The organism is Sphingobium aquiterrae (assembly GCF_037154135.1).
GTDB lineage: Bacteria > Pseudomonadota > Alphaproteobacteria > Sphingomonadales > Sphingomonadaceae > Sphingobium > Sphingobium aquiterrae.
Genome location: NZ_JBANFL010000005.1, coordinates 1 through 22,304 on the forward strand (window position 1 = coordinate 1; position 22,304 = coordinate 22,304).

A 22,304-nucleotide genomic window follows, 5' to 3' on the forward strand; every position below is an offset into this window, starting at 1 on the left:
CAAAATACGGTCCCGCACCAGGCTCACCAACTGTTCGGACAGGGTTCGGATTATCAGGCTCATACGGTCTTCATTTCGATGACGTCCTTCGCTCCGCAGCATAAAATCCACTGCCCGGCCGCCACCTTCCCTGGATGGCTGTTTCCGGGGCCTTTTTCCTTACCAACGACCCAAGGAGGAATGACCAGATCCGTCGCCCTTCATCTCGACCGACCCATATTTCATATATCGTATATGTTTGAATTGGAAAACAATTTAGCACCGAAGATGGATGCAACCCCGATCGTCATCACGCATGACGGCTATCGCCCGACGCGGTGGTCGGGGCCGTGAAACGTTCGGTCGCGACCCGGCCTTGCCGTCCTGCCCAGGCCCGCTTTAACCCCCTTCATGGCTGCGCCTCCCCCTCGCTCTCCGTCACTGGCGCCGCCGCCGGTTTCAGCTTCTGCGCCGCGATCCACTTGTCCATCCGCTCGTCCAGCACCGCCAGCGGCAGCGGACCGTCGCCGATCAGCGCATCATGGAAGGCGCGGATATCGAAGCGCGGGCCCAATGCCTGCTCCGCGCGCCGCCTGATCTCGGAAATCTTGAGTTCGCCCATCTTGTAGGCCAGCGCCTGCCCCGGCCAGCCGATATAGCGATCGACCTCATTGTCGATGCTCCGCTGCGACAGTGAGGTATTGTCCTTCAGGCACGCCACCCCCTGGTCGCGGGTCCAGCCCTTGGCATGCATGCCGGTGTCGATCACCAGGCGACAGGCGCGCCAGATCTCGAAAGCAAGGCGGCCGAACCGTTCATAGGGGTTGCGATAAATCCCCATCTCGCCGCCAAGCCGCTCGGAATAGAGCGCCCAGCCCTCGACGAAGGGGGTGATGCTGTCGGCGCGGCGGAAGGCGGGCAGATCGGTTCGCTCCTGCCCCAGCGCGATCTGCAGATGGTGGCCGGGCACACCCTCATGCAGCAGCCAGGCCGGCAGGTTGTAGAGGGGATAGCCGGTCAGGTTCCGCCCCGTCATCACCGTGCCGGCAATGCCCAGCTGCGGATCGCCGCGATAATATGCGCCGGAAGAGTTGGCCTGATCGGGCGCCTTGATCTGGATGCCATAGGTGAGGCGCGGCAGCTTGCCGAACCAGCGCGGCAGCTCATGATCGATCCGCTTCAGGATCTCGCCCGCCTTTTCCATATAATCTTCGTTGCTCTTGGCGAGATATTGCTGCTGGGTCGGCAGGAAGGCGAGGAATTGCTGCAGGTTGCCCTTGAACCCCATCTCGGCCATGGCGGCGTTCATTTCGCCGCGGATGCGCTTCACCTCGGCAAGGCCGATCTGATGCACCTGCTCCGGCGTGAGATCGGTGGTGGTGAACTTGCGGACGAGGAAGGCATAATAGGCGTCGCCGCCCTTCATCCCGCTGGCACCGATGCTGTCGCGGGCGCGCGGCAGATAATCCTTCTCGAAAAAGGCGACCAGCTCGCGTTGCGCCGGCTTGACCTTCGTGCGCAACACGTCGAGCGCGCGCCCGCGCAGCGCCTGCGCCTCGCCCGCGTCGATCGCGGGCGGCAGTTTCTGCAGCGGGATCATCAGCGGATCGGTCTCGGCGGGCGTGTCGGCGATGATCCGGGCGGTCGAGATCGCGATGCGCGTCACCAGCTTGGGCTGCATGAAATCGGTGGCGATGCCGCGCCGCATGTTGGCGATCGCCTGCGCATAATAAGCGGGCAAGGCCTCCAGCCGCGCGATCCAGCGCTCCGCTTCCGCCTTGTCATGGATGATGACGTTGCGCGCGGCGCCGTTCGGCCGGGTGTAGAAGCCTTCGCCGCCGGTGAAGGGAATGCGCTCATCGTCAAAACCGATGCCCTCCAGCGCCACGTCGATATTGCGGGTGAGCAGCGTGCGGGTGAGGTCTTCCTGATCCGACAGGCCCGCCACAGGCAGCGTGCGCAACCGTTCCTTGAGGCTGAGCAGCGCGGCCTTGCGCCGGGCAACCCCCGCCGGGCTGGCGTCGGGCCATGCCGGCATGCCCGGCCGGCTCGCAGTCTGCGCGGCCGGCCCGGTCTCGAAATCGTGCAGCACGCTGGACAGATCGTCCGCCCGCGCCGGGGTGGCAAAGGCGAGACCCAGCGCCACCGTAGCCATCAGAAATCCTGTCTTCGCTGTCTTCGCGCGCATCTCTTTCTCCCATCATCTGCAGGGCGGCCGCCGGGCAACGGCGACCGCCGCGCGCTCCAATCATGTGTCGTCGCATCGTTCGATGTGCCGCATGTCCCGAGCCGTCAGGGGATTGGCCGCGCCGAACGGCGTTTCCACCCGACCGGAAAATGCTCTAGAATTTGATCCGCGCCGAAATCGTATAGGTGCGGCCCAGCACGTCGTAGATCACCGGGATGTTGACCCCCACGCCCGCGGCCTGCGGCGGATCGCGGTCGAGCAGATTGTCGACAAGCAGCCCGACCTCGAAATTGGGGTTCACATGCACGGTGGTCGACAGGTCGAAATAATCGAATGCCTTGATCTGCCGGTACGGCTCGAAAATGCCGTTTGTCGGGACATTGGTATAGGTGACGCCATTGTAGATCACCGTGCCGAAGCTGGTGGCGGTCGGGTTGGGGCCGCCCGTCTGCGGCGTGCTGAGCGGGGTGATCGCGGTCGCCTGGAAGGGCTCGATCCGCACCCGGCTGATATGCGTCCAGAGCAGCGACAGGTCCGCCGGGCCGAGCGTGTAGCTCGCGCGCATGTTCCACTTCAAGCGGGCGCGAGGGTTGCCGCAGTCGTTGCTGTAATAGCCGGTGCAATCCCGGTTGATCGAAACGGGCGAAGCCTGGAAGCGGTAATAATCCAGATAGGTGCCGTTGAAGCTCAGCCGCAGGGACCCCGGATCGCCTTTCAGGCCAAAGTCCGACAGGTCGAAGCGATAGGAGACGCCAAGGTCCAGGCCCGCCGTCTCGATCACGCCCTGATTGGACGTGAGCAGCCGCGCGCCGCTTGTCTCGCCCGTGCCGTTGAGGCCGCCGGTCAGCGGATTGCGGCCGATCAGCGCGCAGAACTGGTTGAAGCTCAGCTGCGGGTTCAGCGCGGTCGAATAGCAGCCATCCAGGATGTTGCCGACCGTGGGCGAGGAGATCGCGTCGCGGATCTTGATATGGAAATAGTCCAGCGTCACCGAGAGACGCGGAACCTGGGGCGGGGTCAGCACCAGGCCCAGTGTATAGGTGCGGGCGCGCTCCACATCGAGGTTCGCATTGCCCGCGGTGGTGGTGTTCACCTGCCCCGCCGACGGCGTCGGGATCGAGCCGATCGTGCTCGCAGACGCGCCGGTCGCCACGCACAGCGCGGCCAGGGCAGGATTGGCCACGGGGAGCGATCCCTGGCAGGGATCGGTCGCCCGGTTCGCAAGGCCCTGCACCGGCGAGGCATAAAGCTCGCTGATGTTCGGCGAGCGCACCGCGACCTGATACATGCCGCGGAACTTGAAGCCCTGGAACGGCTCGTAGCTGCCGCCGGCCTTCCACGTCAGGCTGCCGCCCGTTGTATTATAGTCGGAATAGCGGACGCCTGCCTCAAGCTGCAGGTTATAGAAGAAGGGCTTTTTCACCACGAGCGGCGCAATCAGCTCGCCAAATGCCTCCTTCACGGTGATCTCGCCACGGTCGGGCGTGACCGGCGAGCCGGTGCCCAGCACCTCGTTCTGGATCTGCAGATTGGCATCGGGCTGCGCGATCGCGACCAGCTTGCGATATTCGGCGCCCACCGAGAAGGCGAGCGGCTTTTCCGCGAAGGGGCTGGTAAGGCCGAACAGGTCGCCGCCGATATTGCCGCTGACCACCGTCAGCTGCACCTTGCGCCGCACCTGCGCATCGAGATCGATGAAGCGCGCCATTTCCGGCGTGATCGTGCCTGCGGGGCCGAACAGGTTGATCGGCACGCAGCTGAAGGACGGATCGTTGCATGTCGGCGTGCCGGCCGGGTTGCGATAGGAGCGGATCGCCTGCTGGAGACGGGTGTTCGAACCCCAGCCGTCATAGAGGTTGAACTGGCTGGTCTCGCCATATTGCGCGGACACGTCATAATGCAGGTTCGACAGGACGTCGCCCCGGGCACCGATCTGAAGCTGGAACTGGTTGGCGTCGATCGCATTCACCCGCGGCCCGAACTCCACGAAGCGGCGCTGCCCGAGAATTGCGATTTCGCGATAATTGGCGCTGCCGGGCGCGGCCGTGGCGGCGGCGGCGCACTGGGCGGCGCTGAGCGGCTGGATGCCGGCGACGCCGGGATTGGTGTCGATGGCGTTGCAAAGCTGGTTGCGCACGCCCGTCGGCAGATAGGCATTGCTCAGGGGAAGCTGGTAGATGTTCTGGAAGGTGCCGCTCGGCGCGATCGACGTGACCGCTTCGTTCCGGCTGAACATGGCGCTCGAATAGAGGTCGACGCCGTCCGCCACCTCGTAATGCGCGGCGGCATAGGCGCTGAAGCGTTGCAGCGGCGTCTGATAATAGCTCAGATCGTTGGAATTATAGGTATCGCCCTGGTTGGCGATGCGGAGCGAGCCCGTGGCGGGATCGAGCACGCTGCCCAGGCTGCCTGCCCCCAGGCCGAGCGCGGTCGGCGATGGGCTGGTGAACAGGATCGGCGCGGTATTTTGCGAACCGTTGAACAGCCCGTTGGCGGAACTGCGCGGGATCTCGCCGATCGACCGGTCGAAAGCGAAAAGCGGCTGGCGCTTCAGATAGCCAAGCCCCAGGACCGCATTGCCTTTCCCGCCGTCGAAATTGGCGCCGAACAGGGCGTTGACGCGGAATTGAGGCGTATCGCCCCGTTCCGTGATGCGATAGCTGCTGTCGAGATTGACCCCGCTGAAATTGCGGCGGGTAATGAAGTTGACCACGCCGGCCACCGCATCCGCGCCATAGACCGACGATGCGCCGCCCGTCACCACGTCCACCCGCTCGATCAATCCGGGGGGAATGGTGTTGAGGTCCGTGACGCCGTTGAGGCTGTAGGGGACGATCCGCCGCCCATCGAGCAACACCAGCGTGCGGTTGTCGCCGATGCCACGCAGATCCACCGTAGACGATCCATTGGCGCCATTGTTGGCACCCGGCCCGGTCGCCGGCCGTACCGACGGCAGGTCACGAAGCAGGTCTTCCGCCGTGCCGGGTTGCCGGAGCGCAATCTCCTCCTGGCCGATCACGGCCACCGGGCTGGCGACGGTCAGGTCAGGTCGTTGGATACGGGAGCCGGTGACGACGATGGAGTCACTGTCAGACGCCGTCGCGCCGACGCTTTCGGGCGGCGGGGTCGTTTGCGAGCGTGCGGGTGTGGCGGCGATAAGGCCCGTTACGATCATCGTCGTACAGAGCAGGGCTTGCCTCGTCAGCTTCTCGGTCATGATTTTCCCCCGTTGATGTTGATCCGTCCTGAACCCTTCAATTGTCTCCGGAATTGTCTCCGGCACCTTACTCGTTAGAATATCGTATACGGTGCATATTATCTGGAGTCGCACAAGACAAAAATAGCTTCTCTTTCGATTTCGCGCGAAAGCATCTTCCTCAGATGAAGATCAGGATTCCCGGAGGGGGCATCGCGCACAGACCTCCTCTTTTCTCTATGCCTGCGAAGACCAAATTGCGCCTTGCGAAGGCAAACGCCATCAGCGCCCCGGAAGCGCGGGAGCGGCTATAAACTCTGTCATCATCATCTATATTCTGCGGTCAGATTTCCGGATGCTTTTCCGGAGAGATTCTGACCATCACGCAACCCATGATTATTTCAAGGCAATCGCCGCAATATTCCAGAAGCGGCGAAACCGGCTGTCAGAAGGCCGGCGGCGCCACCGGCTTTTCATTCCAGTTGGGCGTTTCCTGACCGGCAAGGTTATGCAGGAAGAAATCGAACTGCTTGCGCTGGCCATAGTCGATCGGGCCGGTCGAGCGCCCCGCCGCATGCCCCTCGCCCGGCACGACCAGCAGGTCGAACACCTTGCCCGCCTTGATGAGCGCATCGGCCACCTGGAAGGTGGAGGACGGGTCCACGTTGGAATCGAGTTCGCCGACGATCATCAGCAACTTGCCCTGCAGCCGCCAGGCATTGTCGACGCCGGACGAGGCCGAATAGCTTGCGTCGACGGGCCAGCCCATCCACTGTTCGTTCCAGCTTATCTTGTCCATGCGATTGTCGTAGCAGCCGGCGAACGCCACCCCGACCTTGTAGAATTCGGGATGGAAGAGAAGGCCGAGCAGCGTGTCCTGCCCACCCGCCGAACCGCCATAGATGCCGACCTTGCCGATATCATACCATGGATATTTGGCGGCCGCCGCCTTGTGCCACAGGATGCGATCGGGAAAGCCCGCGTCGGCGATGTTCTTCCAGGCGACATCGTGGAACGCCTTTGACCGGTTGAGCGTCCCCATGCCGTCGATCTGCACGACGATGAAGCCCAGATCGGCCAGGCTCTGCATGCCGATCACCTTATCGCCACCGCCATGATAGCCAAATGGCCACCATGTCTTCGGCACGAAGCTGGAATGCGGGCCGGCGTAGATATTCTCGATCACCGGATATGTCTTCACCGGATCGAAGTCACGGGGCCGCACGATCAGCCCGTAGATATCGGTCTTGCCGTCACGCCCCTTGGCGATGAACGGCTCGGGCGCCTTGAAGCCCGCGGCCAGCAAGCGCGAGATATCGCCCTTTTCGATCGTCGCGATCAGCGCGCCGTCGCTGCTGCGGTGCAGTTCCGAAACCGGCGGAAGGTCGACACGCGAATAGGTGTCCACATAGGTCGCCATGTCGGGCGACAGCGCCACGTCGTGATAGGCGTCGACCGTGGTCAGCGCAGTCAGGTGGCTGCCATCGAAATCCACCCGATAGAAATGCTGGAAATAGGGGTCTTCCCCCGCCCGCATGCCGCTGGCGGTGAAATAGATCTGGCGCTTGCCCTCATCCACCTTGAGCACGTCGCGCACCACCCAGGGGCCGCGCGTGATCTGGCGCGTCACCTTGCCGCTGCGGCCGTCGAACAGATATAGATGGTTCCACCCGTCGCGTTCGGACATCCAGATGATCCCGCGGCCATTGTCGAGATCATGGCGGAAGCGGCGGCCTTCGTTGACGAAGGTCCTGGCGGCCTCCGTCACCGCCGCATGGGGAACACCCGTCTGCGCATCCACCTGCACGATCCGCGCCAGCTGGTGCCCGCGCTGCTCGTAGACGAAGGAGAGGGTCGCGCTGTCCTTGCTCCATGCCAGCGCGGACATGTCGTAGGGATTGTCGAACAGGCCGGCGGCGATCGGCAGTGCTCTGGCCTCGGCGACATGGAACAGCACGGGCGTGTCGATGTCCACCGCGTCGCCCGGCTTGGGATAGAGCTGGGTCGTCAGTTCGGGCTGGACCTGGTCGGCGGGGGAGGAACGGACCTTGTAGACGATCCGATGGAAGCCCGGCCGCACGCGATAGGCGGCGAGCTTCTGCGAATCCGGCGACCAGGCGATCGATTCAGGATCGTAGAAATTGCCGTCGGACCCATCGCTGCTGATGCGTTTCCACATGCCGCCGATCGGGCGGACGGCGATGTTGAAATTCTCGACATGCGCCTCCCATTTGCCATCAGGGGACCGGCGCGGATGATTGTCGGCGGGGATGTCCAGATCGCGCACCACGCCAAAGCCCCTCGCCTGGCGTCGGCGCGGCGCCTTGCCGCACATATAGTCGGTGAGCGTGCAGCGCCATTGCACCTCATCCATCTGGAACTGGATCGCCTTGCCGCCATCGGCGAAGTCGAAACGCTGGAACGGCAGGCGAAGCGGCGCGATCTTCTCGTTCGTCGCCTTGCCGAGCGCGGCGGCGACACGGGCCTGGTCGATCGCCGGCGCCCTGGCGCCGGTGGCGGGATCGTAGACGACGAAGGCGAAGCCGCCCTCCACCGTCTTGCGGTAGAGCAGCTTGCCCTCGCTGGTGAAGGTGGCGGGATCGGCGACATCGCGGGTGAGATATTGCCAATCCTCACGAAGATGCACCGATCGCTCGATCTGCACCGCCGTCACGTCCGCCATCGCCGGTGCCGCGATCAGGCCCAGCAGAACCGCAACTGTCATCCGCATCGAAACGCCCCTCATATCAGATGCCGTTCGCGCAGGGCCGCGCCCGCGCCGGCAAGGTTGGTCAGCCGCATCTCGGCATATTTGCGCGAGAGAATGACACCGGCCGCGCCCGCATCGAGCGCGGCGCCGGTCGCCGCCTTCACATCCTGCGGCCGCGTCCGCTTCTGATCGCGGCCGGTCGGAATATCGATGTCGATGCCCGGATAGATGGGGACCGCGCCGCCCACATCGGCGATGGCGCGCCGCGTCTCCACGGCCACCGAATTGGCCGAAAGGCCGGCCGTCGGCAATTTGTCGAGCGACGCCTCGCCGGTGAGCCCCATCATGCGATAGGTCATGTCGAGCACCTGCTCGGGCGTCATGTCGCGGAAGAGCGTGGCCTGGGTGTTGCGCACATATTCGGCGAGCCGCGGGCCGGCGCAATTATTATAGGGACAGGGCTTGAGGAAATCGGCGAATGGCAGCAGCCGCGCATAATCCACATCCGCCTGGTAGAAGGGGCTCATCGTGACGAGGTGCATGATGTGCCAGCCGACCTGGATGGTCGGTCTGATGCGCTTGGCGGTGCCGTAGATCAGCCCATATGCCTCCTCCTGGCTCGCGCCCCAGAAGCGGTGCCAGGCGAGGATTTCGGGATAATCGAGCAGGATGCGCCAGAACGGCACGAACGCGCCGTCCGCGCCGCGCGGCGCCGCCAATACCCGCTTCACCCAGCCGTCGAGCGCCAGATAGCCCTCCCGCGCGCGACGGGCGTCGATCCCCAGTTCGCGCGCCTTGCTCGTGCAATGTTCGCAGAAGCAAGCGATGTTGGACCGGCGGAGCGCGGCATCGCCGAAATGGATGCCGAGCGCGCTGTTGAACGGGCCCTGCCGCTCCGATTCCCACATCAGCCCGTCGATATCGTTGCTGCTCACCCAATCCGCCACCATCGAGGCGATGAAGCTGCGGAAATTCGGGTTGTTGAAACAGCTGCTGCGGCCGACGCGGCCGAACAGGTCGACCTCCGCGATCTTCTCGAAATTCGGGATCAGGCGCGGATTGTAATTCTCCTCGAACAGCGCATAGGTCTTCATGCCGCGCGCCTTGGCGGCGGGGATCACGTCGCCGAGGATGTCGAAGCTGCCCAGTTCGGGCGCGCGGATGTCGCGTATCACCGAACCTTCGTAGAATTCGGGATGGATCGCGGCGTAGCTGCCGCCATGGACCTGGTCATATTCCTGCACGCCATGGTCGGGCAGCGGCTGGCTCCTGCCCTGGCGCCCGGCCAGACCGCCGCCATAGGTGAACACCGCCGCCATGATCGTGTTGATGCCCGCTGTCGCCTGCAGCGTGTCGAGACAGCGCTCCACGCCTTCGTCGACAAAGGAACGCCCGCCGATCTGGATCGCCACCAGCGGTTTCCCCTCGCCCCTGGGCAGGGGTGCCGGGCGATGGGGCGCCGGGTGATCGGGCACCTGCGCAGACGCCTGCCCCGACATGCCGGCCATGGCAAATGCCCCGGCCGCGGCAAGCAGATCGCGGCGCGTTGGCCTTGGCAGATCGCTGTCGTCGCTCATGCGGTTTTACCCCCCTTGACCCCGACTCATCATCGTATACAGTCTACAAGATTAGTCCAGACGTTCGGTTCTCAAAAAACAGGAACTCTCATGACCCCCATCACGGACGAGATAATCAGCGGCTGCGGGCAGTTCCTGCGCCCCGCCACGCCCCCCATCGCCGGTGCCCGCCCGTGGCCATGCATCCAGGCTATGCGCGCGCATGACTGAGCCGCTCACGCGCCGCGAAGGGCTGAAGGCGCTCGCGCTCGGAAGCGCCCTGCTGGCGGCAAAGGGCCCGGCCCGGGCGCTGGCGCTGGACAGCGGCCCGGTCGAGTTGCGGCTGGCGGCGATCGCGCCCGGGCTGATCCGCATCAGCCTGCTGCCGATCGTGGACGGCATCGCCCAGGAGCCCGTCCCCACCGGATCGCTGGCCGAACGCGCCTGGCCCGCCCCGCAGGCAAAGCTGCGCGCGATCGAGCCCGACCAGCAGATCGCCTGCGCGGGCCTGTCGCTGACGTTGCAGCCCACGCCGCTGTCGATCCGCATCGCGGATGCGGCCGGCACGACCGTTCAGGAGTTGCGCTGGGAAGAAGGCGCGCTCGACTTCCGGCTCGGCCATGCGCCGCTGCTCGGCATGGGGCAAGGCGGTCCGGGTTTCGACCGGCGCGGCAATGTCGACGTGATGCGGAGCGGCCAGGGCGGCTACAAGCTGCGCACCCACGGCGCCCGCGTGCCGATCCAGTGGCTGGTCGGCACGGAGGGTTGGGCGATGTTCGTCCACCAGCCCGTCGGCGCGTTCGACCTGTCGGGCAGCGAGGGGCGCTTCCTGCCGACACGGCCGGAGGAGCCCATCGACCTGTTCCTGGCGGTGGACCGCGACCCCGCCGGGCTCCTGCGCGCCTATGCCGAGATCACCGGCTATCCCCAGATGCCGCCGCTCTGGTCGCTCGGCTATCAGCAGTCGCACCGCACGCTCGGCACGCCGGAGGAAATATTGGCCGAAGCGCGCGAATTCCGCGAACGCAAGCTGCCGTGCGATGCGATGATCTACCTCGGCACCGGCTTCTGCCCCAGCGGGTGGAACACCGACAATGGCGAGTTCGGCTGGAACGCCAAGGCGTTCCCCGATCCGCCCAAGGCGATCAAGGCGCTGCACGACGAGGGCTTCAAGGTCGTCCTGCATGTCGTGATCGAGGGCAAGCGGATGACGGGCGGCGTCACCGATCCATGCACAGCGCCGCCGCTGCCCAGCGGCCGCCTGCCCGATGGCAGCTGGCCGCCGGACCGGCAGGTGAGCTGCTACTGGCCCCATCACAAGCCGCTCGCCGACCTCGGCATCGACGGCTGGTGGCCCGATCAGGGCGACGGGCTCGATCCGCCCTCGCGGCTTGCGCGCAACCGCATGTATTTCGAGGGCCAGCAGCTCTGGCGGCCGGGCAGGCGCGTCTATGCGCTTCACCGCAACGGCTTTGCGGGCATGCAGCGCTTTGCGTCCTTCCTGTGGTCGGGGGATGTCGAGAGCCGATGGGAGACGCTGGCCAACCATGTGCCCATCGCCGTCAACACCGGGCTGAGCGGAATCCCCTATTGGGGCACCGACATCGGCGGCTTCGTGCCGACCGAGGAATATTCCGGGGAGCTGTTCGCCCGCTGGTTCCAGTTCGCCGCCTTCAACCCGCTGTTCCGCAGCCATGGCCGCGACTGGCGGATGCACATGCCATGGGGCTTCACCAAGGGCGAGCGCGGCTATGCCGAAACGCCCAAATGGCAGCCCGATCCCGCCAGCCTGAAGGACGACCGGATCGAGCCGATCTGCCGCCGTTATCTGGAGCTGCGCTACCGGCTGCTGCCCTATCTCTACACCGCCACGCATGAGAGCGTGACGACCGGCATGCCGATCATCCGCGCGATGTGGCTGCACTTCCCCGACGATCCGCAGGCGGTGGCGCGCGGCGACCAGTATCTGTTCGGCGCCGACCTTCTGGTGGCGCCGGTGGTGGAGAAGGGCGCAACCGCGCGGACGCTCTACCTGCCGCGCGGCCGCTGGTACGATCACTGGACCGGCGAGGCGCTGGAGGGCGGGCGCGAGGTGACGCGCCCTGTCGATCTGGCCACCATGCCCGTCTATGTCCGGGCCGGCGCTGTCCTGCCGCTCGATCCCGTCCGCCAGCACAGCGGCGAGCGCACGAGCCAGCCGACGACGCTGGTGGTGCATCCGGGCGCGGACGGCACCGCCACCATCTATGAGGATGACGGCGACAGCTTCGCCTATGCCAAGGGGGCCTTCAGCCGGATCGAGCTGCACTGGTCGGACGCCGCACGGACGCTTCGCGTGACGCGTGGCCATGGCACGCCGGCGCGACGGACGTTCGCGGTGCGGATGGCGGGGCAGGAAGGCACCCGCCCGCTGTCATTCGACGGCAGATCGGCCACCATCACGCTTTGAGGGAAAGCGCGTTGGTGGAAAAGCGCGGGATGCCGATCCCCGCCCTGCCCGCAACCCATGGCGCCCGGCGCCATGGACGATGTTCTGACAGAAGCCGACGGATGAGGAGACAGGAGATGGGCAGGGATTTCGGCATGGCCACCGGTGCGGCACCGCTCATCATGCTCGCCATGCTCGCCATGCTCGGCGGCGCATCCCCGGCGGCGCTGGCGCAGAACCGCGAGGCCGATGCCTATACCCGTTATGAGCTGCTGGCGCCCGGCACCCACAGCTTCCGCATCGTCTATGAGATCACCGCCATCACGCCGGGCGCGACAGCCTATTACAACCCGATCCGGCCGGGCAGCACCGCCACCGAAGAAAGCGTCATCGACCGCGCGACCGGCAAGCCGCTGAAATTCGGCGTGGTCGACGGCCCCGCCGCCAGGGCCGGCGGCGTGCGCGGGGCGGCGCCCGACAGCCAATATATCGAGGTCAGGCTTGCCCGCCCCGTCCCCGCCGACGGCGGCGAGGGCCGGGTGCTGATCGACAAGACCTACGAAGACGCAAAGAGCTATTATAGCGATGGCGACATGATCGTCTTCGATCGGCTGCTGGGCAACAAGCGCAACGCGGTGGTGCTGCCCAAGGGATATGAGCTGGTCTCCGTCAACACGCCTTCGCAAGTGCTGCAGGAGCCCGACGGCCGCATCAGGATCGCCTTCTGGAACGACAGCGCCGCCCCCTCCCCGCTGATCGTCAAGGCGCGCCCCGTCCCCGGCTTCGGCGCGGGTGGCCCATCCGCAATGGTGAAGGAATTCGACGAGCGCGCGCATCAGGACCGCAAGATCGTCTATGATCTGAACGCGCCGGAAACACACAGCTTCAGCCTGACGCATGATTATACGGAAACGCGCCCGGGCGTGTCGACCTATGTCAACCTGGTCCGCGCCGGCAGCACCGTTTCCGATCCATCGGCCCGCAACATCGACACGGGCGCGGCGTTACCGGGCGAACTGCTCAGGGGAGAGGCCATCCGGAAGGCCGCGCCGCGCATGAGCGGCATCATGCCCGATAGCATGGCGGTGCTGTTCCACTTCCCGCCGGTGAAGCCGGGGGAAAGCATGCGCCTGCGGATCGCGGAGACCTACACCGATCCCGCGCGCTATCTGCTCCAGAACGGCGAACTGCTGTGGCACCGCGCTTTCGGCCGACCCGCCAATGCCGTGGTGCTGCCGGCCGGATGGGTCCTCACCAACAGCTCGGTGCCCGCGACGGTGAAGATGACCGCCGACGGACGCGTGCGCCTGGACTTCATCAACCCGCGCACCGATGAGATCGACACGATCATCACCGCCCGCCGCCGCCCGAATCCCTGAATGCACGGGCGGCGGGACGCGGATTAAGCAGATGCCTCACATCGAAAGCATGGAGCGGCCGGTCCGATGCCATCGGACCGACCGCTCCAGCAGGGATCAGGCCGCCGTCCCCTTGACCTGCACGGTCACGGCATAGCGCCCGTCCGCGGCACCTGCCAGCGGCAGGGTTTCGCCCACGGGCCGGACCGCCCGGCCGTTGATCCGCGCGGCGGCGATCCGCAGCCCCTTGGGCAGGCGCAGCCGCAACGTCGCCTGCGGTGGCGGCTTGCCGTGAAGCGCGACCTGCCCGGTCACGACCCCACGCGCGCGGTCGAGCTGGACCGAAACGTCCGCACGCCCCCAGCGGGTCGGCGCGCTGGTGATGCCGACAGGCTTGCCCGATCCGATCCAGTCGCGCGGCACGGCGCGCAGCAGGTGCAGGCCGCCATCGTCCTCGAACGCCAGCATCCAGCGGACCAGCTTGGGAATGGTGAGCTGCGCGGGGATGCAGAAGATCGGCATGCTGCCGGTGATGCCGGCAACCTCACCCGCCACCCAGCCGCCGGGCGTATGGTCATGATAGCGATGCGCATAGAGGAACAGCAGATATTCCTCGATCCGGTCGAGCCGCAGCAGCGCGCGGGCATAGCCATAGGAAATGAAGCCCAGGATCGAACGGTTGCGGGGCGATGGCCGGCCGATATTCGCCACCACCCCCAGGGTCGTGCCACCATGGCCGCGCAGGCAGTCCACCACCAGGCCGGCAAGGTCGTCCGGCAGCACATCGGCATGGAGCAGTTCGGCATAGACCCGATGCGGCCATCCCTGCTCGCTCCGCCCGCCCTTGGAGAGCGCCTGGCGGAATGTCTCGCGCACGCCCGGCAGCGGGCCGAGATAGGGGGGCGAGAGATCGCGGCGGATATTGGCCCGCACCGCCTCCACCAGCCGGGCATTCAGGCGATCGGCGCGTGCGCGCCAGTCGCGCACGTCCCCCTCGCTGCCGCCCAGCGCCGGCCAGACCTCCGCAAGATCGCGCCAGCCGCGCACCGCGAAGGCGGAGTTGTTCCAATAGGGCTTCCACCACAGCGTCGGATCGGGATGGAGGCAGGCGTCGCTCTCGCTCCAGCCGTGCAACAGGCCATGGCCCGGCGAGGATGGCGCAAGTGCCAGCCCGGCATCATGAAGATCGGCGAGCAGGCGCGCGCTCTCGCGGATCTTGTCGCGGTGGCGGATGAGCGTCGCGAGATCGCCGGTGACATAGGCATAGCGGGCGATCAGGCTGAGCGTCAGGCCATATTGCGGCACTTCGGGGCCGCGCATGTCGACCAGGCCGTCGGGCGTCACGAATTCGGTGAAGAACTGGTCGAGCACCGCGCGCGCCTGGGCGAAGCGGCCCCATTCGAGATTGGCCAGCAGCGACGAGGTGAACGTGTCCTGGAAGCCGTCATATTCCGAGCCATAATAGTCCCGGTCCACCACGCCATATTTGGGATAGTCGCCGCCGGGGCGCACGACCAGTTCCTTGGCGAAGGCATGCGCGACCATGTCCGTCCAGCTCGGGTCGGGCAGCGTCGCGCGCGCCATTCCCGCCAGTTCGCCCGACCAGCTGCGGGCGAAGCGCAGCAAGGCGCGATAGAAATCCTCCGGGCCCGGATTGGCGCGACGGGAGGGGAAACGCGCATGCGAATTACCGAATGTCTCGCGCATGACGCGGCCACCCTCGATCAGGCGCGTCCTGTGCCATGTATGGACATAGAAACGGCCATAATAGTCCGTGTCGGCAAAGGTGAGCAGGTCATATTCGCCGCCCTGCGGCCGGGGCATCCGCTTATGCACGGCGGGCAACCAGCCGCCGATCAACCCTTCGCTCCGGCCGGGGCTGAGCACGTCGTCGGTCAGTTCGGGGAAGTCGTGTTCCGGCCGGTAGGTCCGGGTGCGCCCATTGGGAAAGACCGGCATCGTGTCGCCGGCCTGCCGCGTGCCGACAAAGGCGGTCCAAGGCAGCCGCGTGCCCCAGCCGTCGCTCTTCAGCATGGACGCCGGCGGCGGCGCCGCGACGCGGACCCGCTCCGGATCGGGATCGCCGCCATGCGCCAGCAGCCGATCGGCAAGCAGATCGGCGTCAGCCAATGCGACCTGCTCCAATGTCAGGCCGAGATAGGCGGGTTCGGGGCCGGCGAACACCGGCTCCAGCCGCTTGGCCAGCGTCACCACCGCGCCGTCGTCGGCAACGAAGCGGATCGGCCCCAGGCCGGCGCGATCCTCATGCACGGTCCAGCGGCACCCCTCGTCGGTGAAGCTGCACAGCGGCTCGCCGGCGGCCTCTTCCGCGCCTCCGAAGCGGGCCAGCAGCGCACTGTCGTCGGCCGCCGCTGCCGCAGGTGCGGCAAGCACGGACGCCGCCGCCACGCCACCGCCGCTGACCGCCAGGAAGCGGCGGCGATCCATGCCGGGCCTCTTCATGGCTTCACGTCGAACAGCGGGTGCTCGGGCAGGCTGGCAAGATCGACCACCCTGCCCTGCGCGACAACGACGTTCACCTTTTCGATGTTGTGGATATCCGCCAGCGGATCGGCGTCGAGCAGCACCATGTCGGCAATCTTCCCTTCTTCAACTGTTCCCAGGTCTTTGGATCGGAAGGCGGAGGCCGCGCCGTTCCTTGTCGCGGCGACGATCGCCTGCATCGGCGTCATCCCCAGTTCTACGAAGCCTTCGATGGCGCGGATCGTGCCCATGCCCGGCTCTGCCTCATCCGTCTTGGGCACGCGGCGGAATTCCGGCGCATCGCCCAGGAAACTGTCCGTCGCGGGCGTGACGCGGCAGCCCGCGGCGATCAGCCGCCTGGCGTTGCGCCATTGGATGTCCTCGGTCTCCCCCAGCGCCTCCAGCCGGCGCCAGCGTTCGGCGGCGGTGGTCGGCGGAGGAAGCGCCGCCTGCTGCGCCTCGACGGCGGCGCGCTGCGCCAGGTGACGCTGCCGCGCCGCGCCGGTGATGAGGTTGGCGCGCATGCCGCACAGCGCATTGCGGGAAATGATCAGCGCGACAAGTTCTTCGGGTAGGTCGCGGCTGTGCAGTTCGGGATGCTGGATGACGTCGACCCCCGCCTCCAGCGACAGGCGAAGCCCCTCCGGGCTGGTGGCGTGGACCTGCACCGGCTTGCCCCGGCGGTGCGCCTCCTCGACGATCACCTGCTGCTGCCGGGGAGAAAAGCCGATCAGCGACGGCCGCATGAAATGCGCGGTGCCGCCATATTTGATGACGTCGACGCCCTTGTCGAGATAGGTCCGCATGGCCTGTCGAAGCTCGTCCGGCGTCATGTCCGTGATCTCTTCGCCGATGTCCTGCGTCAGGCGGTCGTTCCATTTCTCCTGGAACAGGGAGAGATCGCTGTCCTTCGTCAGCGAGAAGCTCAGCGAGAAGGGCCCGCCCCAGCCGACGATGTTGCCGGCCAGCAGCAGCCGCGCGCCGACCGCCTCGCCACGGTCGATCCGGTCGCGGATCACGATCGAGGGCGCCAGCACGCCATAGCTGTCGATCAGGGTCGTCACCCCCGCCTTCAGCGCGCGTTGCGCCACCTCCAGCGCCAGTTCCTCGTTGCGGTCGCCATATTTGGCGGAGGTGTCGCGCCGGGATGGCTGGCCATAGACCGTAAGGTGGGCGTTGCTGTCGATGAAGCCCGGCACCAGGTAGCGGCCCCGCCCGTCGATGACCCTGCCGCGCCCCTGCCGGGGCTGTCGCCCTTGCCGGGGCTGCGCGCCGCCGATGGCGGCGATCCGGCCCTTTTCGATCCGCACGGTCATGCCGGGCCGCGGGGGCGCGCCCGTGCCGTCGATCAGCGTGACGTTGACGATGGAGAGCGACTCGGCCCGGACCGCCGCTCCCTCACCTGCCATGCCGCCAGCGATCAGCAGCACGGCGGCGATCATTCGACTCACATGTCTCACCCGCAGATTCCCTCTTTTGCATGTCGGTTTTGTGGCATTGACTCCAAGATTAGTGAGTATATCATATTTCGTATACCGAGCGCCTTGACAAGGGTTTTAGGCGGGCTGCGCGGATCTGGGGGGTCGCATGCCGGCGGTTGCGCTGACGCAGCCGGGCGATCTTCCGATGAGAATAATCACGATCACCAACGGCCAAAGAGCCGACGAAGAACAGGGAGTTCAGATCATGACATTCGGTGCAAATCTCCATCCCCCAGCCACATTGCGTCGGGCCTTGCTGGCGACCACGCTGCTCTGCATGCCCATGATGTTCGCGCCGGCACAGGCGCAGACGCTGGCGCAAGAGACCCAGCCGACCAACGTCACCGGCGGCGACGAGGTCATCGTCACCGGCTCCCGCCTGATGCGGCCCGATCTGAGCGCGCCAAGCCCCGTGACCGTGATCGGCGAACAGAATGTCAAGCTTTCGGGCAACGTCACCATCGAGCGCACGATCAACCAGTTCCCGCAACTGGCGCAGGGCAATACCACCGCGGTCAACAATGGCGGCGGAAGCGGCGTGCTCACCGCCAACCTGCGGGGCCTGGGCGCCACCCGCACGCTGACGCTGGTCAACGGCCGCCGGTTCATCCCGACCGGATCGGCGGGCAATGTCGACCTTGCCAGCATCCCCGACGCGCTCGTCCAGCGGGTCGACATCATCAGCGGCGGCGCGTCGGCGGTCTATGGTTCGGACGCCATCGCCGGCGCCGTGAACTTCATCCTCAAGGATAATTTCAAGGGCGTGGAAGCGAGCGTCAACTACGGCATCACCGACCGGGGGGATGCGCCGCAGCAGAAATACGACCTGACCATCGGCGTGAACGCGCCGGACAATCGCGGCAATGTCGCCCTTGCCCTGTCCTACACCAAGCAGGGCAGCTTCACCCAGGCCGATCGCGATTTCTCGGCGCTCCCGCTTGCCGACAATCCGACACGCACCGGCTTCATCTATTCGGGCTCGGGCAATATTCCGGGCACGCGTATCCCGCTGTCCAGCAGCCAGCTTGCCGGCCTGGTCGGGCTCACGCGGTCGCCCAATCCGACATGCTCCAGCGTTTCCAGCATCCGTTTCCTGGCGGGCGGCATCCCCACCCAATATTGCCAGCCGGAGGACACGTACAACTACGCGCCCTATAACCTGCTGCAGCGCCCGTTGAGCCGCTATAATGTATCGGCGCTCGGCCATTACGACCTGACCGACCATATCACCGCCTTTGCCGAGGCGTTCTACGCCGACACCAAGAATAATTACGAGCTTGCGCCGGAATCGTTCGTGCCGCTGACGCCGGGCGCGCCCGGCTCCCAGACGCTGCTCGTGCCCAATTATGCGAACAACCCGGTCCTGCCGGCGGTCCTGCGCCAGTTCTTCGCCGACAATGCCCGCTATTTCGATACCGGCCTGCTCCCCGGTTATTCGGCGATCGGCGGATCGACGGGCGTGCGCTCCGGCACCGCGGCCGTGGTCGGCGCCGGGCGCCGGGCCGACGAATTCGGCACCCGCCAATATTATTACGAGCGCCAGGCATTCGACATCACGGGTGGCCTGCGCGGCGACTTCAAGGCCATCGGACAGGACTTCCGCTGGGAGGCGTTCGGCCAGTTCATGCGCACCCGCGAGGATTCGCGGAACGTGTCGATCTTCAACCAGGCCCGCCTGAGCCAGGCCATGGACGCCGTAGTCGACCCTTCGGGCAATATCGTGTGCCGCAACAACACCAGCGGCTGCGTGCCCGTCAACATCTTCGGCGTCGGCTCCATCAGCACGGGCGCGGCCGCGTTCCTGACGCCGGAACGCGACTCCAGCAACGACTTCAAGCGCACGGTGCTCGGCGCCTCGCTGTCGGGCGCGCTGTTCAACCTGCCGGCCGGGCCGGTCGCGGTCGCCATCGGCGGGGAATATCGCCGCGACCGCTATCGCAACAATCCCAGCCCGTTCGACCTTGCGGGCGACTATGGCACCGGATCGGACAAGTCGCTCGTCGGCGGCTATACCGTGAAGGAGGTGTTCGGCGAGCTTCGCGTGCCGATCCTGGCCGACATGCCTTTCGTAGACAACCTCTCGGCCGAAGGCGCGGTCCGCTATTCCAGCTACAGCACGATCGGCAGCGTCCTCGCCTGGAAGGCCGGCGGCGAATATGCGCCGGTCCACTGGGCGCGGGTCCGCGGCGCCTTCAACCGCGCCGTGCGCGCGCCCAATGTCGGCGAGCTTTACTCCTCGATCAGCCAGGGCTTCACCGGCGGCACCGATCCATGCGCCCGCGCCAGCCTGTCGGCGCCGGACACGCGCAGCGAAGCCGTGCGGGCGATGTGCGTTGCCCAGGGCATCAACCCGGCGGATATCGCGACCTTCCAGCAATCCTCGCTGGGTCTTACCCAGCGCAGCGGCGGCAACCCCGACCTGCAGGAGGAAAAGTCCAACACCTACACGATCGGCATGGTCATCTCCCCGCCCTTCCTGCGGCGGCTCAACATCACGGTCGACTATTTCAACGTCGAGGTGAACGGCGCGATCACCACCGTGAACGTCCAGCAGACGCTGAACGACTGCTTCACCAATCTCGATATCAACAGCGCCACCTGCCAGGCGGTGCATCGCCTGCCCGGCAGCGGGCAGATCGAATATGTCAGCACGCAGAACGCCAATATCGGCGCGCTCAAGACATCGGGCATCGATGCCCAGCTCGACTACCGCCTGCCGCTGCCCTTCACGCTGGACGGCGAGAGCGCGCAGCTCAGCCTGCAGGCGGTGGCGAGCTGGATGTTCAAGAAGTCGCTCAAGACGCTGAGCAACGCGCCGGCGCAGGACTGCGCGGGCTATTATGGCGCGGGCTGTTCCTCGGGCAGCGGCGGCCTCATCCTGCCGGACTTCAAGCTGAACCTGAACGCCACCTTCAGCGGCGGCCCGTTCTCGTGGCGGGTCGTCGGGCGGATGATCGGCGATCTCCGCCTCTACCCGACCGCGCAGGCCTATGTGACCAAGGTGCCGGCGGTCTGGTATGTGGATTCGACCCTGAGCTTCAACATCGACAAGCGTTTCCAGATGTTCGTCGGCGTGAACAATATCGGCGACCGCCAGCCGCCGATCCTCGGCAGCACCCTGGTCGGCGACGCCAATGTCGACGTGTCGCTCTACGACGTGGCCGGCCGTCGCTACTTCGCCGGCGCGACGATCAAGTTCTGATCACGGAGCGGCAAGTTCTGATCACGGGGCGGGAGGCGCGCCCGGCGCCTCCCGCAACAGGCGGGGAGAATTTCGGCATGAAGCGGCGCAATCGACTGTCCATCTGTGTCACAGCTCTGATCCTGGCCATCGGGACCGCCGCCGGCAGTCTTCCGGCGGTTCCCGCGCAGGCATCCTCCATTCCGCGGAGAACCGAAGGCATCGGCCCCTTCGCCCGGACCGTGCTACGCAATGTGACGATCGTCGACGGCACCGGCGCGCCCGCGCAGGGGCCCGTCGATATCGTGCTGGTCAACGATCGCATCGCCGAAATCCGCGCCATCGGGGCGCCCGGAGCGATCAATCCGAAGGCGCGCGCCGCCGGGGGGGATCATGAGCTCGATCTGACCGGCTATTATGTCATGCCCGGCTTCATCGACGCGCACGCGCATCTCCACGACGATGACGACGAGCAGCATGTCCCGGCCGACTATGTCCTGAAACTGTGGATCGCGAACGGCATCACGTCCGTGCGCGAGTTGGGCAGCCGACGACCGATCGAGTGGCTGGCGGACATCAAGGCGCGCAGCGCACGCAACGAGATCGTCGCGCCACGCATCGACATCTACCCCTTCTTCTCGGCGATCGCCAAGCAGCAGCCGAACACGCCCGAGGAAGCGCGGGCGGCGATCCGCGACGCCAGGCGGCGCGGCGCCGACGGCGTCAAGTTCATCAACTTCGTGCCCGAGGATGTGCTGTGGGCCGCGCTCGATGAAGCGGGCAAGCTGGGCCTGCACACGACGATGCACCATTCGCAGCAGAGCGTCGCATGGGCCAATGTGCTCACCACCTCCGCCCATGGCATGCAGTCGATGGAGCATTGGTACGGCCTGCCCGAGGCGATGTTCACCGATCGGCGCAGCCAGCGCTGGCCGGGCGACTTCATCAACAATGACGAGCAGATGCGCTTCGGCCAGTCCGGGCGGCTATGGGCGCAGACCGCCGCTCCCGGATCGCGGAAATGGGAGGAGGTGATGCAGACCCTGCTCGACCGCAACTTCGCGATCGACCCCACCTTCACCGCCTATCTCACCAGCCGGGACTTCATGCGGATGAGCCGCGCCCTCTGGCATGCGGATTATACCATGCCCGGCCTCTGGGACTATTACCGGCCCAGCCGCGTCAACCACGGCTCCTACTGGTATGACTGGACGACCGAGGACGAGGTCGCCTGGAAGGAGAATTACCGGCTCTGGATGCAGTTCGTGAACGAATATAAGAACCGCGGCGGCATCGTCTCCGTGGGGTCGGATTCGGGCTATATCTACAATCTGTACGGCTTTGGTTATATCCAGGAGCTGGAACTGCTGCGCGAGGCGGGCTTCTCCCCCCTGGAAGTGATCCATGCCGCCACCCAGCAGGGCGCGCGGGTGCTGGGCCATGAGGACCAGATCGGCACGATCCGCGTCGGCCGCAAGGCGGACCTTGTGGTGATCAAGGGCAATCCGCTCGCCAACCTGAAGCTGTTGTTCGGCACCGGCACCCTCCACCTGGATGACGCGACCGGCAAGGTGGAGCGGATCGGCGGCGTCGCCTGGACCATCAAGGACGGCATCCTCTACGACGCGCGCCAGCTCCGCAAGGAACTGCGCGACATCAAGGCCGATCGCGGGCTGCCCCCTGGGCCGATGCCGATCGAGGCGAGCGACAGCACCCACTGACAAGATAAAGCCAGGAGCAGTT

General features: G+C 66.0%; 11 protein-coding genes. 5 read left to right on the forward strand and 6 right to left on the reverse strand.

What is annotated here, in order from left to right; translation table 11 throughout:
• The coding region (locus WFP78_RS06550; protein ID WP_336959969.1) for a hypothetical protein at positions 1 to 333 on the forward strand (333 nt) is incomplete at its 5' end.
• Between the two features lie 55 nt (positions 334 to 388).
• Here the strand turns inward: WFP78_RS06550 and WFP78_RS06555 are convergent.
• From WFP78_RS06555 to WFP78_RS06570, 4 genes are all read right to left on the reverse strand, one after another.
• Positions 389 to 2,167, reverse strand: coding sequence for a DUF885 domain-containing protein (locus WFP78_RS06555; protein ID WP_336959970.1), 1,779 nt, complete (start codon positions 2,165 to 2,167; stop codon positions 389 to 391).
• Between the two features lie 154 nt (positions 2,168 to 2,321).
• Positions 2,322 to 5,384 carry a TonB-dependent receptor domain-containing protein gene (locus WFP78_RS06560; protein WP_336959972.1) on the reverse strand — a complete coding sequence of 1,021 codons (3,063 nt, stop codon included), beginning with the start codon at positions 5,382 to 5,384 and terminating at the stop codon, positions 2,322 to 2,324.
• A gap of 424 nt (positions 5,385 to 5,808) precedes the next feature.
• Complete coding sequence (locus WFP78_RS06565) at positions 5,809 to 8,094, reverse strand: S9 family peptidase (protein WP_336959974.1); 2,286 nt, start codon at positions 8,092 to 8,094, stop codon at positions 5,809 to 5,811.
• Positions 8,095 to 8,105: 11 nt separating this feature from the next.
• A complete protein-coding gene (locus tag WFP78_RS06570) occupies positions 8,106 to 9,650 on the reverse strand; it encodes a hypothetical protein (RefSeq protein WP_336959976.1) in 1,545 nt (514 codons plus the stop codon).
• 202 nt (positions 9,651 to 9,852) lie between these two features.
• On the opposite strand from WFP78_RS06570, the gene WFP78_RS06575 reads away from it, so the two are divergent.
• Both WFP78_RS06575 and WFP78_RS06580 read left to right on the forward strand, forming a co-directional pair.
• Positions 9,853 to 12,078, forward strand: a complete 2,226-nt coding sequence (locus WFP78_RS06575) for a glycoside hydrolase family 31 protein (protein ID WP_336959978.1) — start codon at positions 9,853 to 9,855, stop codon at positions 12,076 to 12,078.
• Positions 12,079 to 12,194: 116 nt separating this feature from the next.
• Entirely contained in the window at positions 12,195 to 13,436 is a 1,242-nt protein-coding gene (locus tag WFP78_RS06580) for a hypothetical protein (protein WP_336959980.1), read from the forward strand.
• A gap of 96 nt (positions 13,437 to 13,532) precedes the next feature.
• Here WFP78_RS06580 and WFP78_RS06585 read toward each other — a convergent pair whose 3' ends face one another.
• Together WFP78_RS06585 and WFP78_RS06590 are read right to left on the reverse strand one after the other, a co-directional pair.
• Complete coding sequence (locus WFP78_RS06585) at positions 13,533 to 15,863, reverse strand: glucosidase family protein (RefSeq protein ID WP_336959982.1); 2,331 nt, start codon at positions 15,861 to 15,863, stop codon at positions 13,533 to 13,535.
• 11 nt (positions 15,864 to 15,874) lie between these two features.
• The gene (locus WFP78_RS06590) at positions 15,875 to 17,341 is read right to left on the reverse strand and encodes an amidohydrolase family protein (RefSeq protein ID WP_336960324.1); all 1,467 of its coding nucleotides are present in this window, start codon (positions 17,339 to 17,341) and stop codon (positions 15,875 to 15,877) included.
• Positions 17,342 to 17,585: 244 nt separating this feature from the next.
• On the opposite strand from WFP78_RS06590, the gene WFP78_RS06595 reads away from it, so the two are divergent.
• Positions 17,586 to 20,582, forward strand: a complete 2,997-nt coding sequence (locus WFP78_RS06595; protein WP_336959984.1) for a TonB-dependent receptor plug domain-containing protein — start codon at positions 17,586 to 17,588, stop codon at positions 20,580 to 20,582.
• Positions 20,583 to 20,659: 77 nt separating this feature from the next.
• Positions 20,660 to 22,282: an amidohydrolase family protein gene (locus tag WFP78_RS06600; RefSeq protein WP_336959986.1), complete on the forward strand. Its 1,623-nt coding sequence runs from the start codon at positions 20,660 to 20,662 to the stop codon at positions 22,280 to 22,282.
• Positions 22,283 to 22,304: the final 22 nt, after the last annotated feature.